The sequence below is a fragment of the Pseudochrobactrum mosebachae genome (genome assembly GCF_048914685.1).
Classification (GTDB): Bacteria; Pseudomonadota; Alphaproteobacteria; order Rhizobiales; family Rhizobiaceae; genus Pseudochrobactrum.
The window spans coordinates 1481487-1498711 of record NZ_CP128408.1; the positions used below are offsets into that span (position 1 = coordinate 1481487).

Genomic DNA, 17225 nt, shown 5'->3' on the forward strand with positions numbered 1-17225 from the left:
TAATACCAATTCTGCAATAGCTCTTTCTTTCTTTCCGGTCACAATGTAGAAATCACACAGATAATAACGGACACTACCAGAACGATGGTTCATAAGCGGAAAATCAAGCAGATTTTAATACGCAGCTTCTGCGTATTGGCGCTTGTTTTACTGTCTTTTGCGCATAAACCCGTTGATGTCAGTGCGCCATTGCTGCAAATGACCACCAAAAGCGGCACAGCCACTGAGCCGGTATTTATCCGTTATGAAACTATGCCGGATGGCAGCATTGTTTCAATCTGTGTTTCTGAAAACAGTGCGGCCACAGACAGCCATCACAAAAACCATGCGATGATGGTGGATTGTGAAGCCTGTCGCATTTCATCAAGCTTTGCGCTCAACACCCCGCCCCCAACCGGCGGGCCCGTTGTCAGCCGTGATCATAGCTCCGCTGTCAAACGCACAGCCCCTGAAGTGCCGCGCTCAACGCTCTATCCGCCTTCTGCGCCACCGCAAGCACCACCTGCCCTTGCCTGATGGATAATTTGCACACCACTAAGGTGCTGCAGAGCTGATCAGTTGCGCAATTTTGCGCTTAATTCTGCAAGGATATTTTTCTATGAAAACGTTCATTACCCCTCTTTGTGTTTCCGCCCTGCTCATCGGTAGCGCTGGTCTGGCACAAGCACATGTTTCGCTTGAAACTGCACAGGCCGCAGCTGGCAGTGCCTATAAAGCGGTTCTCAAAATTCCGCACGGTTGCGAAGGTGCAGCGACTAGCCAGATCAATGTTAAAATTCCGGAAGGCTTCATTGCCGCACAACCACAGCTGAAAGCCGGCTGGGACATTGAAACCGTAAAGTCCGATTATGCACACAGCTATAAAGTGCATGGTAAAGACGTGAAAAACGGCGTAACAGAAATTATCTGGAAAGGTGGCAAACTGCCGGGCGACTTCTATGATGAATTTGTGGTTGTTGGCAGGCTTGCGCCTTTCGACAAGGAAACTACCTTGTCATTTCCGACAATCCAGACCTGTGAAAACGGCAAAACTGAAAACTGGACCGATATTGCTGCCGAAGGTCAGAACCCGCACGATCTGAAAAGCCCTGCGCCGCAATTAGTCGTCAGCGCTGCTGGTGCACCAGCCTCGGAGCACGGCGAACATGCCGGACATGGTGATCATAGTGCTCACGGCGACCATGCCACTGGTGATACAGCACATCCGGTGACGATCGGTGAATTGTCACTCAAACAGGCGCATAGTGTTGCAACGATTCCGAATGCACGGGTCGCCGGCGGTTACATTAGCATTACCAATAATGGCAAAGAAGATGACCGTCTGATTGGTGGCAGCAGTGATGCTGCAAAAAAAGTCGAAATTCATGAAATGTCGATGGAAGGCAATGTCATGAAAATGCGCAAACTCAGCGAACCATTGGTTATCCCTGCCGGTAAAACCGTAACACTGTCGCCAAGCGGTTTCCACATTATGTTCATGGATTTGGCCAAACCATTCACAGCCGGTGAAACAGTGGATGTAACGCTGGAGTTTGAAAAAGCAGGCAAGGTCGATTTACCGTTTCACGTGAATCCGGCCAATGCTGCTGCTGGTGACCACAGCCACCATTAATGACCGCTTTGTTACAATGCCCCTCACGCCTTTAACGTTATCGCAGGATTTCACCTGAGGCGCGAGGTCGCAGCAATTAGGAACCGGCCGGATTAACCTATAATCCGGCCGGTTTCTTACAAATCCAAAAAAATATACGGATTCATATAGATAGCCAAATTTCAGCCAATTAAACATGAGTAAAATAGTCTAGAATTATTCTAACGTATTGAAATCAGAACACAATTATAAATAATGCTTGTAATTTGGGTTTGACAACAGACCTTTTTCACCGGCATATTCATCTTGTCAGAGTGCTTATCCTTACCCGTTAGTGCTGCTGACATGAAAATTAACCTTTGATGTTTGGGCCTTGAACCCGCTCTATTGGAGGACCCATGTTTGGTCACGAACTGCACCGCCCGCGAGCGGTTTTACGGTTGCGCCCGCAGCCGCGACGCATTTTCATATCTCTGGCCCGCGCCCTGCAAACGGGGGGCAAACCATGAATATGTTTGTCAGCAATCCTTTTGAAACATCGAGCCATTATTTTGAGCGTCAGGCTGAAAAACTGGTGCTTGAAGGCTATCGCCACTGGACTTGCGGTTTTGAAACCGGATCTGTCATCCCGTGGGAAATGGCCTGGACAATCTATACTGAAGAGCTTGGCCTTACAAAAGCCAAGCGCGCAGTAACTGAATTGTCGCATTTTATCCGCACATTGCATTTTTGTGCAACTTGCCAGCTCAAAGCTTTTCCTTACGGTTCTATGCATATCTGCCGTGAAGAGTGCCTGCTGATGGGGCTAATATCGGCTCTGCAAAATGGTGACGAGACCACCCGTGATGCCTGCCTTGATGCGCTGGTTACCGGTAGCCGTGTTGAACAGGTTAAGCAGGCTGCGCAAGACTATGCGCAGACCATGTCAGAGCTTGATCAGGTGCTGTTGCCAATACCGCATTATGCTGTGGCTCAAATTCTGTCGCCAATGGGGCGGCATGTATTTCACTAATTTATGCATCCGATTTCGATGCCTTTAACGGCCTCCATAACTTTACCATGATTTCAGCTGAGAGATTGCGAGCGAAGCGCTCCGGATCAGCGGGCAAAACCGACAGGACGACAAAACCATGAACGCAAGAACTGAAAAGCGCTTAGGCATTATGGCAGCATTTTTGCTCACCGCAGCCATCTTTGTGGCACCAAACCCGATCCAGAAACCGCAGCCGCCGCACTTCCTCAGCCTGACTGAAGAAATGGTGAAAGATGTTCCGCATCTGGTGATGGTTGCTCAAAACAGCGCAACAGAAAGTTCTGTTCGCTGAGATGCGGAATAATGTAATTTTTTGAAATACGCACTTTGATAAATAATTTTAATACTGTCTTCCCAAGACATAAAAGCCGCGCTGGTTAGCGCGGCTTTTATGTTTGAGCTATTATAGAGCGGTTTACGTTTAAATTGGATCATGTAATCCGCTCTGAGTTATTGTTTTTACGCATTATCGTGGCCGCCCAATGATTCCATTGGACTACGAAATGCTCTAGCTATGCCTGCACTAGAATAGGCGCTTTACCCTGCACCCGCTCGTAAAGATCCATAATATCCTGATTCATTAAACGTACACAGCCTGAAGACATTGCCTGCCCGATTGACCACCATTCCGGATTGCCATGAATACGATAACCGGTATCAACACCATCACGGAAAATATACAGCGCCCGGGCGCCTAGCGGGTTGGAAGGCCCGGGTTCCTGCCCGTTGCGGTATTTTTCAAGCTCCGGCTGGCGCTTGATCATTTCTGCAGGTGGTGTCCAGCGCGGCCACTGTTTTTTATATTGCACATTGGCACGGCCTGACCATTCAAACCCAGCACGGCCAACACCGATCCCATAGCGCATGGCCTCACCACCCGGCAGCACCAGATAGAGAAAGCGCTCATTGACCCGAACAACGATTGTGCCCGGTGCTTCACCTGTCGGATCCGGCACGATCTGGCGGCGGAACTGTTTGGGTACTTTTTCATAAGGAATCGCCGGCAGCGAATAACCATTCTCACTCACCGCCGCATACATGACCTCATTGCTGGTCACGCCTTTATCGACGCTGATTTGCGGTCGTAAAACACTGCCCGTAGAAGACAAATCAATATTCGGCTGAAATGCTGACAAATCCAGAGACTGAGAACAACCGGTTATACCAGCCAGACCAAAAGCTCCTGCACCGGCCAGAAAAAATCGACGGTTCAGTTTATCGCCCTGCTTTGCCATGTTTCATCCGCTATTTAAAATTCAACTCTGATGCATGAGTGTGCGCCCGCATGGTTGAAAATTCATTAAATTCGGAAAAACTTCGTTTACCATAAGCAATAAAGCGTCAGGCCCGTATCATAAATACGAGCCTGACGCTTTTAGTGAAAACCGATTATCTCAGCAGTTATGATCGTGATTAATAATCTTTTTCATAGAACACACCCATGCCGGAATCGCCATTGCTGCCAACAGAGCCTTTGGCTTTCAGGTTGCGTGTAATATCCATATTGATCGTGCCCTTGGTGCCATCAACACCACTGGCTTCAACACCAAGATAAATATTATCACGGATATAACTACCGGCACGCACTGCTGCATTACCCTGACTGTCGGTTACCACATCCAGATCATCAAGCCCTACGCCCTGACGCAGAGCGCCGAGCAGGTTAGCGTTTTTACCGCCCGCCAATTCTGCCGCCGCTGCTGCCAGCTGCGCTATCTGGAAAGCAGACAGTTCAGAGATCGAGCGCTTGAAGATCAGGCGTGCCAGCACTTCATCCTGTGGCAATTCGGGTTCTGATGAAAATTTAATATCCGGATTATCGACAGTGCCCTGCACAGTGACCAGCACAGTAATATCGCCACCGTCAGTACGAGCAACGAAATAAAGCTGCGGGTTCATATCGCCGATCAGCGTCACGCGTCCCTCATCAAAGGTGACACGCTGGGTCAGAATATCCAGACGACCACGCAACAGCTCAAATCCGCCAACCGGCTTGATATCCGTTACAGGACCCGTGAGACGCACCGCACCACCCAATTCCGTATCCAGCCCACGGCCACGCACAAAAATCTGGTTTGGAGCAATCACCCGTACATCGAGCTGCGGCACAGAAGGCCGTGCACTTGGCACAGGCATACTGCCTTTGGCACGCTCCACAACTTTGGCGCGCTGTAATGTCATCAACACTGCAGCCGGTGTATGAACATGGCGGACATCCAGATTGCTGCCAGCACCGCCGAAGCTTTCAGGCACAGTAATTTCAGCACGATCAATATCAATTTTACCGGCAATCAACGGATCGCGCAGCAGCCCGCCGGTAATGGTCAGGCCGCCATTAATGGTTGCGACAACCATCGAACCGTCACTATAGCGTGCCTTGTTAAAGTTGATCCGCAAATCTGCCGGAAAATTCTGCGCGGCGTTGATTGAGATTGTACCACCCGCATCGATTGAACCACCGGTCGACAGCGCAGCATTGGCATTGCGCAAGCGGATTGTCTGTCCATCCATGCTGCCATTGATAGTAATATTGTTGAGACGGATATTGGTTTCCGGATCAATGATCTGTGCACCGCTGGTTGAGAACATGCCGCGGATTTGCGGATTATCAAATGCACCGCTGACATTGGCTGTGAGTGCCAGCGTACCGGTGGCCTGCGCCCCGCGGTCAGCAAGAAAACGGTTTGCCAGCGCCAGAGGAATCTGGCCTGTCACATCAATGCCTAAACCGGAACCGGCCAAAGGCACGCGACCTTGTGCCGTCACACTCAGATTTTGTGGACCGTCAACGGCCAGAGAGCCAATATTGACCACTTTATCGGCATAACGGCCGGATGCTTTAAGGCTGAGCGGCGCCAATCCGGTTTCTATCAGCGGCTTGGCTGTCAGACTGCGACCATTCAAATTAAACTCAGCCGCAGGATTGGCCAGCGCACCGGTGATTTTTGCTGTACCGGTAACATTGCCGCCCAGATTTTGATCCTTGACGACACCATTGAGCAATGCGAGCGGCAGATTGGCCAGCTCGACATTCACATCCAGTGCACCCGCTGCTTTATCTGTACCAAGGGGCACAAAGCCGTTTATGCGCGTGTCCAGCCCGTTACCACCGGTGATGCGACTATCAACCTTCAGACGGTTTTGGGTTGATGTGCCTTTGGCAGTGGCATTGAGCACGCCAATACCCATTTCGCGGGTTTGGCGGGCAATCACATCACGTGCAGCAATATCAAATGTAACATCAGGCTCGGCGCGCGAACCGGATACTTTCGCCTGACCATTTACCGTACCACCAAGGCCGAGTTGCGGCTGAATGCTGTTGGCAACGGCAAGTGGCAGATTATCAAGCTTCACATCCAGATTGAAACGCTCAGCCAGCGCACCGTTCAGGCTCAGACGGCCTTCACCCACCTGCATAATGAGATTATTAAACGTAACATCGCTGCCTTTGAGTGCCAGTGACGCAGGCTGCACCAACTTGGTAACCATTGTGCCCTGACGTAAGTCAGCATTCACCAGCGACAACAGCAAGCCGTCACCCTGCGGCTCAAGAGCGCCGTCAACATTGATTTTCGTGCCGTTTTTCAGATCAGTTGCCGCCTGAAAAACAGTTTTGCTGCCTTCTGCGCGCGCTGTAGCATCAATGCTGTTAATCTCGAACGCCCCGGTACGAATTGCCCGCGCTGTAACCATGCCGTCAACCACCGGCACATTAAACAGGTCTGCAAGCGTGGCATTCACATCTGCTTGCGCAATCGCATTGCCATCAATATTCAGATTACGGATATCGGCTTTAACAACAGCGTTCTGGCGTTCATTTTCATAGGACAGGTCGATATCCGCATTCACGGCACCTGTGGCTTTGGTCAGGAACAGCGCCGCTGCAGTCGAAATATCCGGCGCATCAACTTTCAGGCGTCCAGCCAGCAAATTTTTATCAGCAATATTTAAATTACCGCTAACACGCGCACCACCGGCCACGAAGTTAAGGTCATTCAAACGCTTGCCCTGCTCGTCCAGCATGATACTGCCAGAGAGATCAATTCTATCGCCGCCGAGGAATGCCGCGCCATTCAGTAACCCGCTCAAAGAGGCAGGAACTTTCGGATCAGAGCCATCCATCAAGCCGTTAAAATCAAACACGCCGTCATTGAGTTTACGACCTTCGAGCGAGCCGGTGGGTAAGGTAGCACGGGCTGCCAGCGCAATGCGGCTGTCCGTACCGCGTGCACTGCCCTTCAGCGATAAGGGACCAGATGCTTTTTCAGACAAGTCTGCAATGTCACCAATTTCAACACCAAAATCAAAATCAGCATCTTTACTGGAGAAGGTACCATTGGCTGTAACAGCATTGGCTGTATTGCCAATACGGAACTGGCGGGCTGTAAATCCGTTTTCAGATCGTGCAAGCCCACCGCTCAATTGCGAGCGGCCATTGATAATGCGATCAGCAATATCAGTACCGGTTTTAATATTTTCAGCTGTACCATCCAGCGTCAGATCAAAACCACCGGTCAGCATAGCAACCGTGCCACTGGCCTTCAGATCAAGACTGCCTGCCAAAGAGCGGTCTGCCAGCGCTGAGAACGGCATTAAACTATCGGCTTGCAACTGGATATCGCCGGTGTAGATGAATTTATCAATCGCACCTTTTAATGCAGCACTCAGACCATTACCCGTCAGCTGCACTTTCTCAAGCTGCACCGGCGTGCCGGCGCGCCAGTCACCTAAAATATCGAGGTCAATGCGCTCTCCAAGCGCCTGTGCAAGGTCGGGCTGTTTGGCACTAATGCCGGTTACATTACCATCAACTTTGAAACTGATATGGCGGTTTAGCGCATCGGCTAAGTTTTCAGCAGCGCCGCCCATATTCATCGCCACGTTTTGTGCAGACACATCACCAGCCTGCAAAGCATCAATCAGCAGTTTACCGGTCCATGCATTGGCGTTCTGATCACCATAATCCAATGTCAAACGGGCTGAAGCCAGCGATGTCTGACCGCCGCTGACTGGCAAAATCACGCGGCTTTTATCCTGATCCGCAATCAGCGCATCCAAATTCAGGCGTGTTAAAAAGCCGTCACTTGCAGTTTCCGCCTTAGCCTTCACATTCAGCGCAGCATTCGACAGGTTTAAATTATCCAGACGGAAACCACCGCCATCCTTGATCAGGCCATTGGCTGCAAAACTCGAGGTCGCGCCAAAGAAATCACGGAATTTTTCCGGGACCAGCGCCGCGATAGGCCCTTTGACATCTGCATTAAACACGCGACCGCTAACAGCCCCATCGCTGCTGCGGTTCAAGGTCAGAACACCGGTCAGAATACGCTGGCTATCGGCATCAAGCTTCAGATCAAGCTGCAGATCATCCAGTTTTCCGGCGCCGCTCAACGCCAGCTCAACCGGCGGCTTGCCCTCAATATTCAACAGGTTGGCAGCAATACCATTTGCCGGTTCAACCAGCTTCAAATCCAGATCCAGCTTCTGATCCGCATTGGCATAATTAGCCTTCAGCTTCATTGTACCGCCCGGACCATCGAGGCGGGTGATATCAAATAGTGATTGCAACGAGCCGTCTTCAAGCGTCAGATTGCCCTTCAAGGCGACATCTGATTGCAGTCCAAACACCTGCTGGCCAAATTTGAGATGCTCAATATTCAACTCGCCAAGCAAAATTGCCAAAGGCAGTTCCGGCAGCGAAAAACCACCTGCCTCGGGTGATGGCAGGCCCTCATCCGGCAAAGGTGTGCGGATAAACTCAACCTGCTTAGCCGTTAATGTATCAACACTCAAACGGCCGCGCAGCAGTGCCAGACGGCTCCATACCAGCTGCGCATCATTAATACGCAGCCAAACACCCTCACGGTCAGCAACTGTGATCAAACCGACTTTTGCTTCAGATGATAGTACACCCTCAATACCGGAAATGCTGATCTTACGGTTTGGTGCAGAGAGCTTTTCTTCAATAAATGACAGGAAATAGGACTTTTCTTCTTCAGCATCCGGTGATGCAGCCTCAGCCGGTGGTTGAGAGCCATCCGCCAAAGCAGCGGGATTGCTCTGGCTTGTTGCAGGCGAAGTTACACTATCTGCACCTGTAGGCAGCAGTGATGCCCCGAGATAAATCCCGAGAGGAAGAATGATGAGGAAAGTGGCTACCAAGCTCAGAAAACGGTTCAAAACGCCTGTCCTATGCCGACATAGAATGCAAAACTTGAGTCGCCCTTGCCACGGTTAAGCGGCACGGCAACGTCAAAACGGATGGGTCCCAGACTGGTATCATAACGCAATCCGGCACCTGCCCCCAAACGCAGGTTCTCCGCAAAGTCCGGATAAGACTCCTCCCCGACATATCCGCCATCAACGAAACCAACCACGCCGATACTATCGGTGACTTTTGTACGGACCTCACCGGACATTTCCATCAGCGAGCGCCCGCCGATAACTTTATCCCCCGGCTTGTTAACGCCGATACTGCGATAGGCATAACCACGCACAGAGCCACCGCCTCCGGCAAAAAATACTTTATCCGGCGGCAGATCACTCATATCAGCACCAACAATGGAGCCGACTTTAACGCGGCCTGCCAACACGAAACGATTATCTGCACCAAAGCCGTAATAGCCACGGCCTTCTGCGGTGAATTTGCCAGCCATGCTACCGTTTCGGATTTCATAAAACGGCTCGATCACGCCTTCAGCATAATAGCCGGACGTAGCATTGGTTTTATTATCACGCTTATCCAGCAAAACGCCGCCCAGCATGCCAACCGTGAAAAATTCACGTTTGCCATAATAGTCGTCATCAAACTGTCCGTAAGAAACATTGGCAAACAATCGTCCGCTTAATTCTTCATTGAAAATATGGGTAAAACCAGTCTGACCATTAAACGAGGTCTCAGTATAATTATCCAGCACTTCACGCTTGGCGTTCAAGCCCGCCACAAAATCGGTATCCGGTGTGAAAACGCCGGGTTTGCTAAATGTGGTGCCAAGCAAATAACCAAAATTTTTCGGATTAAATGAACCGTCCTGTGAGCCGCCGACACCGTTGACCTTGGCATCAAAGCGCAAGCGTTCAGCTTTGCCAAACAGATTGCGATGCATCCAGAATGCTTCAGCGCCGGCACCATCCAGTGTGGAATAATTGGCACCCACACCAAAGCGGCGCGGTTTGCGCTCCTGCACCACGAGATCAATCGGCAAAATGCCGTCGCGGTTGATTTCCTGTGCTTCCTGAATAGAGGTGGAGCGGAAAACATCAAGGCGTGCCAAGCGGCGGCGTGCACGCTCAATATCGTCCGGATCATATTCCTGACCAGGCTTCAGATCGGTCATATAGGCTACAAATTCAGGATCCATACGCGCAGTGCCCTGCACTCGCACGGTACCGTAATGTGCAAGGCGTCCCGGCTCTACACCGATATCAACACTCACAGTATTGCCGGCATGATCAGCGACAACGTCTTCGCGGGTTACTTTAGCCTTGGCATAACCCTGCTGGCGCCAGGCATCAATAGCCAACCGCTCAGCTTTAATGATCACACCGGATTTGGCGATTTCACCATCTTTAAAGCCAGCCTTTTCTGGCGCTGGCACCTGATCATAACGGTTATCAGTTGGCGGCGCCATTTCATTAATACTGGTGCGCGCAAACAGGAATTGTGGCCCCGGATCAACTGTGATCACGATTTGTGATGTGTCAGGCAGCTCAGTATCAGGCGCCAGATCAGCAGCTTCTCGTCCGTCAACTTTAATGCTGATGGTACCGCCATAGCGGCCCTCACCATAAAGCGTCATCAAAATACGGCGATAGTCGCCGCGTGCCTTGGCAAGCAGCCCGCCAGAACCGGATGCAGGTTTATCTTCATCGGCAAACAGCCTTGAGGAGCCCTTAACCAGAGCCTCAACATCGGCAGCGCTGCCATCTTTATTGGTACGGTCGCCCAGACCGGAAACTTCTACTTTATAGCGCTTAGGCTCGGCGATGACAGCATCAGCGTCTTCAACCTTGTCTTTGCCCCAGAGTTTAATGCCAAAAAGCTCAAAAGCATGCGCAGGCGCGGCCACCGTAACAGGCAGCAGCGCAGTGAACAGCAGGAGGGTGCTGACTTTACGGATTGGGGCTCTCCTTAAGTGTATTACCTGCATATCATCCAATTCAAGCTGGTCAATATACATCTTACAGCGGCCGGCCCGATCCACCCTTCGGGCAATGCCTAACGATTAACTTAAGCGAGAGTATTACCCTAAAGCTCACACTGATTTTTTAAAATTTATACTTAATAAGATATTAATTTCGCTTTTCCTTTACCTAAACAAATATTTAAAATCCCTTCTTCAGAAAGCATACTTGCAAAAATCAGACACCCCTACGCGCTTCTGTTACATGCCGACGAGAAAATTCAAAACATTTAAGCTTTTGATTTTAATGACAATATCGGCTTTCACAGCTCAGAAACAGTGGGCAAATCTTCACTGAGATACAAAAAGATTATAACGCGACGAATAAATATTGATGCAAAAAGTGATCATATGGAGCGCGTAGCAACAGTTAAGACACCCTGCCCATACGCAAAATTCGACGCCCTGAACAAGCCTGATATGCAAGGGATTCGCACTGATGCAAAAACAACGCATATAGTGCTGGCTATGCCGCGAAAGACACAGCATAGCCATAGTGCTACAGATAGTCGTTACAGGCAGCAGCCTTAACGGCGCCGGTTCTGAGGCCCGCTCTTAAATGGCATACGCGCAGGTCCTACGCCCCAATGCGGGTTCCACCCCCCTCCGCGCCCCGGATACGGGCGATAGCCCGGATGATAAGGGCGATAACCGGGCCAGTAATGTGGACGGTAGCCAGGCCAGTAATGCGGGTAATACGGACGATAATAAGGATCATAATCCCAATAATTCCGCCCGACATTGAGTCCGAAGTAAATTTGAGTCTGAGGGCGCGGGTAAGCGCCGCCGCCTGGCACATAATTAGAACCAGCATTACCGCGCAGCAGATAACGGCCACTAACCCAGCCCAGCCCCCAACTGCTCCGCACCTGACACCAGCCACCACGACATGTATCAATATGAACGCTAACACCCCGCGGCAAAGCCGCAATGCGTGCATAATTGATGCCTGGACCCTGCCGTAAATTGACAGTCTGAGACACCGCTGCGGTTTGCGCCTCCACAGCACCTGCACCCAGCAACAAAAACGCACCGGAAGCCGCAGCAACCATAGTCTTGCTTTTGATAATTTTATTATTAAACAAGTATAAAATATTACGATAAGTTATTTTCATACAACCCACCATTAATAAATTGATTAATTAAAGAAACTTCAAATACAAAGTCATTCAAAATAATAATACATCAGCAATATTAAGCAAACAATAAAGAGAAAAATTACTATATACAATAAAAAATTATTATAATAAAAAACGGCACTGTTATTACAGTGCCGTTTTCCACTCTTATCAGAATGTATACCCTCTTTATATTCAAGATAATTTACCCTGAACAATCCATTGCTTTACGGCAATGCGCGGGCAGCCTCAGGTGTGACTTCCATCATATTAATCGCCAGATGATACATGATCCACAGCGAGCCAATCAACACGATTGCCAAAATCAGCACAGTGAATAGCAGTGCAAGCAAGGTCCAGCCACCCTCTGATTTCGAATCCATATGCAGAAAATACACCAGATGAACGATCATCTGCACTGCACCGAAAGCCATAATAATGGCAACGGTTGTAGTGGTATCAAAATACTGCCCCATCACCACACCAAAAGGAATGGCAGTCAGGATAACAGCAAGGATGAAGCCGATAACGTAGTTCTTGGCTTCACTGCTTGAAGCTTCAGTTTTTACAGAATGCGCGGAACTCATGCCAGAACTCCCATCAGATAAACAATCGAGAAGACACCAATCCAGACCACATCAAGAAAGTGCCAGAACAGGCTGAGGCACATCAGACGTGTCTGGTTGGCTTCTGTCAGACCGGAGCGCAGAACCTGACACACCAGCACAACAATCCAGATCAGACCAGTCAGGATATGCAGGCCATGCGTGCCGACCAATACAAAGAATGCCGACAAGAAGGCTGAACGGCCAGGACCCGCGCCAATTTCAATCATGTGATAGAACTCATAGATTTCCATCGCCAGAAAGGTTGCGCCCAGCATAAAGGTTGCCATGATCCAGCGCAGCATCACAGCTTGCTTTTTCTGTGCCATAGCAATCATCGCCAGACCATAGGTCAGGCTGGATACCAGCAGCAGAGCTGTTTCAACCGCAACAAATTGCAAATCGAACAGTTCCCAGCCGGTTGGTCCGCCCGCGTATGAACGCGAGAGGACTGCATAGGTAGCAAAGAGACCGGCAAAGAGAATGCAGTCACTCATCAGATAGATCCAGAAGCCGATCATTGTCGTGCCGCGTGAATCGTGATGTTCGTGATCATCCTCATGATCATGGGTGTGCGTTACGGCAGCACTCATAGCTTAACTCCTGAAGACTGCAGCAGCAATGTACGCGCATCTTCGATGCGCTTCACTTCTTCAGCAGTGACATAGTAGTCGCGGTTATTATTAAAGGAATGAATGATGCTGATGGCGATGATTGCCAGACCGGCTGTGATGGCGAGCCACCAGATATGCCAGACACAGGCAAAACCAAGCACCACAGAAACCATACCAATGATAAAGCCGGTACCGGTATTGCGCGGCATATGGATAGGCTTGAAATTTTCGGTTCTGCGCGCCACGCCGCGTTTCTTCATATCCCAGTAAGCATCCACATCCTGAATGACAGGTGTTTCCGAGAAATTGTAGAAAGGTGCAGGCGATGACAGCGCCCATTCAAGGGTACGGCCGTTTTCCCATGTATCACCATTGTTATCGCGCAGCTGTTCACGGTTACGGATCGAAACCAGAATCTGCAGAACCTGACACACAATACCCAGCAAAATAATCGCTGCACCAATCGCTGCAACGACCAGATAGATCTGCCATTCAGGATTTTCTGTGTGGTTGATACGACGGGTCATGCCCATGAAGCCGAGAATATAGAGCGGCATGAAGGCAAGGATGAAGCCTGTCAGCCAGCACCAGAAAGCGCGCTTGCCCCAGCGTTCATCAAGACGGAAACCGAATGCTTTCGGGAACCAATAGATGAAACCGGCAAAACAACCGAACAATACACCTGAAATGATCACATTATGGAAATGCGCAATCAGGAATACGGAGTTGTGCAGCACGAAATCTGCCGGTGGAATAGCCAGCATAACACCGGTCATACCGCCAACCACAAAGGTACACATAAAGCCGATTGTCCACAGCACCGGCGTTTCCATACGCACGCGGCCTTTATACATTGTGAACAGCCAGTTGAACACTTTCGCACCGGTCGGGATCGAAATAATCATCGTCGCCACGCCGAAGAAGGCGTTAACAGAGGCACCGCCCCCCATTGTGAAGAAGTGGTGCGCCCAGACGAGGAACGACAGCACGGTAATGGCAACAGTCGCATAGACCATCGATGCATAACCGAACAGACGCTTGCCGGAGAAAGTTGCGATGATTTCAGAGAAAACACCAAAGCAAGGCAGGACAAGAATGTAAACTTCAGGGTGACCCCAGATCCAGATGAGGTTGATATACATCATCGGGTTGCCACCGAAATCACTGGTGAAGAAATGCATGCCCAAATAACGGTCGAGGAGCAACAATGCCAGTGTTACGGTCAGGATCGGGAAAGAAGCAACAATCAGAATATTCGAGCAGAGTGCAGTCCAGGTGAAAACCGGAATCTTCATCATTGTCATGCCGGGAGCGCGCATTTTAATGATGGTTGCGATCAGGTTCACACCGGATAACAGCGTACCCATACCGGATATCTGCAGAGCCCAGAGATAATAATCAACGCCAACGCCGGGGCTGTATTCAATTCCGGAAAGCGGCGGATAAGCCAGCCAGCCGGTTTTGGCGAATTCACCGATACCGAGCGAAACGTTGATCAGGATCGCACCGGCAACAGTCAGCCAGAAGCTTAAGCTGTTGAGATACGGGAACGCCACGTCGCGTGCGCCGATTTGCAAAGGAACAGCAAAGTTCATCAGACCGACGATAAACGGCATCGCTACGAAAAAGATCATGATCACGCCATGGGCCGTGAAGATCTGGTCATAATGATCCGGTGGCAAAAAGCCTTCATTGGCGCCAGAAGCCATAGCCTGCTGGGCACGCATCATCACGGCATCCGAGAAGCCGCGAAACAGCATAACAAGGGCGAGAACGATATACATGATACCGACGCGCTTATGATCAACTGTGGTCAGCCAGTCTCTCCACAGCACACCCCATTTACCAAAATAGGTGATCGCTGCGAGCAGAGACAGACCGCCGAGACCGATTGCGGCCAATGTGACCATAACAATCGGTTCGTGGAATGGAATATCCGCTAGGGTAAGTTTTCCGAACATTTCTCTTACACTTTTAATGGCCAAACCATTCAGCATAGTAAGATGCGAATGGCAGGCCTGCCTAGAATTACGGTACCTTATCGACTGAGATGTCAGTTAAGACAGGCTCAGTTCGGTTTTGGTTCCGCAGGCGATGTTTTGTTTACAGACGATGTAATGAACGGCGAAAGCTTCTGTACGCTACCGCCACCATGACTGACGCACGGGGTCTTACCGTCTACACAGCGACCGATAATGGCGCTGAACAGACCGGCTTCAGTCGATGCATAATGGGTAACAGGGTGCTTTTCAGTCGGCTTATCGAGCTCGAGATAACCAGCGCGGTTCAGTGCTTTGTCGGAGGTACGAACCTCAGCAACCCAAGCCTCGAAATCCGCCTCATTCTTTACATGAGTCTGAAAACGCATCTGGGAGAAGCCGGCGCCGCTGTAATTTGCAGAAATACCTGCATAAGTGCCGATTTTATTGCCGATCAGATGCAGTTTGGACTGCATACCCGGCATTGCATAAACCTGACCGCCCAGAGCCGGAATGAAGAACGAATTCATCATATGACCGGATGTGATACGAAAGTTCAGCGGACGATCAATCGGTACAACCAGCTCATTTACTGAAGCGATACCCTGCTCAGGATAAATAAACAGCCATTTCCAGTTCATAGCCACAACTTCAACCTCTACAGGTTTAGCGGCATGATCCAGCGCTTTATAAGGGTCTAGCTCGTGGGTTTTGATCCATGTCACATAACCCAGAACAGCAACAACGATGCATGGAATAATCCACACGACGGCTTCAATCTTATTCGAATGGTGCCAGTCAGGTGTATATTCGTTATTGTTAGTAGAACGGTATTTATTGGCAAAATACAGTGTCACAATAATTACCGGAATAACGATCAACGACATAATCACTGTCGCGAAGATAATCAGGTCACGTTCCTGAACGCCAATTGCGCCCGAAGGAGACAGAATAACCTGCTGGCAACCCGCCAGAATTGTCGTCAGCATCAGCACAGCACCGATACTCGCCGACCGGAATAATCCATGTTTCATTTAATTTTTCCGTCTTGAATGTACCCGGGACAGGTCACATATCAACATTCATCAAGGCATTTCATCTGGTAAAATAAAGATGCAAACAGCCTAACCGCTTTGAAATGCTGCACTATTTATCTCGGTACGCTTACTGAGATAAAAGAATATACAGTAGTTTCGGTAAATTCTGAAACTCATAAACAAAAAAGAGCCACATTTCAACTTTTTATGGCTTTCCGCAACATTTCAAAAAACCATTCACAGGTAAATTACCGTGCAATCTGCGCAAGTTCGGTATTGCCATAACCTGCTGCTGCCGATTCACTTTTACCGGCAGTTTTGCGGCTTCTATAAGCAGGAATGCATCTAACGGCAAGGTGAATCTCGATCACATTTCCGCGTTAAGCGCACAAAACGCTGCTAACAAGCAACGCATCATAATGTTTTGTTAAAAAGTAATTTTATAAAACCGGGAGTTTTTAACGGCTTATAAAAAGCCTAAAAAATGAAAAAGGCCGGGATGTCCCGACCTTCCATTAAACGCCTCAAACCAGTGCCAGTACATCCGTGGTCAAAAGTAAGGCGAATTTGTTAAACCTGATATGGGTATACGCAGTCATTATTTCAAGATTATGACAGAATTTATTTATTATTTCATTGCCTTAAGTCTCAGACATCAAGCTTTCGCATTGATATTGGTAATCAGGCAACCGCACGCTCGCCAGACTGACTATAGTGCTGGCCATACTGGTTTTCATTATTCTGAGCCATAAAGTCATAAACCTCATCCATACATTGCTGCAACAGATCGAGATCCACAGGCCCCATGCGGCTGAGATAGATATCCATTTCTGCAGCCGGTACACCGCGCTTGATCATTTCGACAATCGCCTGCACTACAATTGTTTTCTGATCAAATCTGTAACGCTGCATAACCCACCTCATGCATTTTTGAGCTTATCTGAAGAATGCCTCAATATGGTTAACGATAGATAAACAAAGCAATCACTACAAGAGAAAACAATTTATGTTGTTGAGTTTAAGATAAATTATAATTTTAATATAATAACGTACTTATATACAATA

Annotated in this window: 13 protein-coding genes; 4 read left to right on the forward strand and 9 right to left on the reverse strand. The window is 49.3% G+C overall.

Annotation, left to right across the window (positions count from 1 at the left end; genetic code table 11):
- The first annotated feature begins 84 nt into the window (after positions 1 to 84).
- From MP213Fo_RS06735 to MP213Fo_RS06750, 4 genes are all read left to right on the forward strand, one after another.
- Complete coding sequence (locus MP213Fo_RS06735) at positions 85 to 516, forward strand: hypothetical protein (protein WP_421090857.1); 432 nt, start codon at positions 85 to 87, stop codon at positions 514 to 516.
- 82 nt (positions 517 to 598) lie between these two features.
- Complete coding sequence (locus MP213Fo_RS06740) at positions 599 to 1612, forward strand: DUF1775 domain-containing protein (protein ID WP_421090858.1); 1014 nt, start codon at positions 599 to 601, stop codon at positions 1610 to 1612.
- 484 nt (positions 1613 to 2096) lie between these two features.
- Positions 2097 to 2603 (forward strand): hypothetical protein, encoded by a 507-nt coding sequence (locus tag MP213Fo_RS06745; RefSeq protein ID WP_421090859.1) that lies wholly within the window; start codon positions 2097 to 2099, stop codon positions 2601 to 2603.
- A 118-nt stretch (positions 2604 to 2721) separates the two neighbouring features.
- Positions 2722 to 2916, forward strand: a complete 195-nt coding sequence (locus MP213Fo_RS06750) for a hypothetical protein (protein WP_421090860.1) — start codon at positions 2722 to 2724, stop codon at positions 2914 to 2916.
- 220 nt (positions 2917 to 3136) lie between these two features.
- Here MP213Fo_RS06750 and MP213Fo_RS06755 read toward each other — a convergent pair whose 3' ends face one another.
- The 9 genes from MP213Fo_RS06755 to MP213Fo_RS06795 form a co-directional block, all read right to left on the reverse strand.
- Positions 3137 to 3859, reverse strand: a complete 723-nt coding sequence (locus MP213Fo_RS06755; protein ID WP_421090861.1) for a L,D-transpeptidase — start codon at positions 3857 to 3859, stop codon at positions 3137 to 3139.
- 178 nt (positions 3860 to 4037) lie between these two features.
- The gene (locus MP213Fo_RS06760; protein ID WP_421090862.1) at positions 4038 to 8804 is read right to left on the reverse strand and encodes a translocation/assembly module TamB domain-containing protein; all 4767 of its coding nucleotides are present in this window, start codon (positions 8802 to 8804) and stop codon (positions 4038 to 4040) included.
- Entirely contained in the window at positions 8801 to 10774 is a 1974-nt protein-coding gene (locus tag MP213Fo_RS06765; RefSeq protein WP_421091051.1) for an autotransporter assembly complex protein TamA, read from the reverse strand. The genes MP213Fo_RS06760 and MP213Fo_RS06765 overlap by 4 nt, the downstream gene beginning before the upstream one ends.
- Before the next feature lie 560 nt (positions 10775 to 11334).
- Positions 11335 to 11922 (reverse strand): SH3 domain-containing protein, encoded by a 588-nt coding sequence (locus MP213Fo_RS06770; RefSeq protein ID WP_421090863.1) that lies wholly within the window; start codon positions 11920 to 11922, stop codon positions 11335 to 11337.
- Positions 11923 to 12152: 230 nt separating this feature from the next.
- Positions 12153 to 12512 carry a cytochrome o ubiquinol oxidase subunit IV gene (gene cyoD, locus MP213Fo_RS06775; protein ID WP_421090864.1) on the reverse strand — a complete coding sequence of 120 codons (360 nt, stop codon included), beginning with the start codon at positions 12510 to 12512 and terminating at the stop codon, positions 12153 to 12155.
- Positions 12509 to 13123 carry a cytochrome o ubiquinol oxidase subunit III gene (gene cyoC / locus MP213Fo_RS06780; protein WP_421090865.1) on the reverse strand — a complete coding sequence of 205 codons (615 nt, stop codon included), beginning with the start codon at positions 13121 to 13123 and terminating at the stop codon, positions 12509 to 12511. The genes cyoD and cyoC overlap by 4 nt, the downstream gene beginning before the upstream one ends.
- Entirely contained in the window at positions 13120 to 15105 is a 1986-nt protein-coding gene (gene cyoB, locus MP213Fo_RS06785; protein ID WP_421090866.1) for a cytochrome o ubiquinol oxidase subunit I, read from the reverse strand. Before cyoB ends, cyoC begins: the two co-directional genes overlap by 4 nt.
- 107 nt (positions 15106 to 15212) lie before the next feature.
- Positions 15213 to 16157 carry a ubiquinol oxidase subunit II gene (gene cyoA, locus MP213Fo_RS06790; protein WP_421090867.1) on the reverse strand — a complete coding sequence of 315 codons (945 nt, stop codon included), beginning with the start codon at positions 16155 to 16157 and terminating at the stop codon, positions 15213 to 15215.
- Positions 16158 to 16841: 684 nt separating this feature from the next.
- Complete coding sequence (locus tag MP213Fo_RS06795) at positions 16842 to 17072, reverse strand: hypothetical protein (RefSeq protein WP_421090868.1); 231 nt, start codon at positions 17070 to 17072, stop codon at positions 16842 to 16844.
- Positions 17073 to 17225 lie beyond the last annotated feature (153 nt).

What these genes read in the sequence shown, in the direction of transcription:
- MP213Fo_RS06755 (WP_421090861.1), bottom strand. Translation starts at nt 3,859, where the DNA reads ATGGCAAAGCAGGGCGATAAACTGAACCGTCGATTTTTTCTGGCCGGT.
- MP213Fo_RS06750 (WP_421090860.1), top strand. Translation starts at nt 2,722, where the DNA reads ATGAACGCAAGAACTGAAAAGCGCTTAGGCATTATGGCAGCATTTTTG.
- MP213Fo_RS06735 (WP_421090857.1), top strand. Translation starts at nt 85, where the DNA reads ATGGTTCATAAGCGGAAAATCAAGCAGATTTTAATACGCAGCTTCTGC.
- MP213Fo_RS06795 (WP_421090868.1), bottom strand. Translation starts at nt 17,072, where the DNA reads ATGCAGCGTTACAGATTTGATCAGAAAACAATTGTAGTGCAGGCGATT.
- cyoA (WP_421090867.1), bottom strand. Translation starts at nt 16,157, where the DNA reads ATGAAACATGGATTATTCCGGTCGGCGAGTATCGGTGCTGTGCTGATG.
- MP213Fo_RS06770 (WP_421090863.1), bottom strand. Translation starts at nt 11,922, where the DNA reads ATGAAAATAACTTATCGTAATATTTTATACTTGTTTAATAATAAAATT.
- cyoB (WP_421090866.1), bottom strand. Translation starts at nt 15,105, where the DNA reads ATGTTCGGAAAACTTACCCTAGCGGATATTCCATTCCACGAACCGATT.
- MP213Fo_RS06745 (WP_421090859.1), top strand. Translation starts at nt 2,097, where the DNA reads ATGAATATGTTTGTCAGCAATCCTTTTGAAACATCGAGCCATTATTTT.
- MP213Fo_RS06765 (WP_421091051.1), bottom strand. Translation starts at nt 10,774, where the DNA reads ATGCAGGTAATACACTTAAGGAGAGCCCCAATCCGTAAAGTCAGCACC.
- cyoD (WP_421090864.1), bottom strand. Translation starts at nt 12,512, where the DNA reads ATGAGTTCCGCGCATTCTGTAAAAACTGAAGCTTCAAGCAGTGAAGCC.
- cyoC (WP_421090865.1), bottom strand. Translation starts at nt 13,123, where the DNA reads ATGAGTGCTGCCGTAACGCACACCCATGATCATGAGGATGATCACGAA.
- MP213Fo_RS06740 (WP_421090858.1), top strand. Translation starts at nt 599, where the DNA reads ATGAAAACGTTCATTACCCCTCTTTGTGTTTCCGCCCTGCTCATCGGT.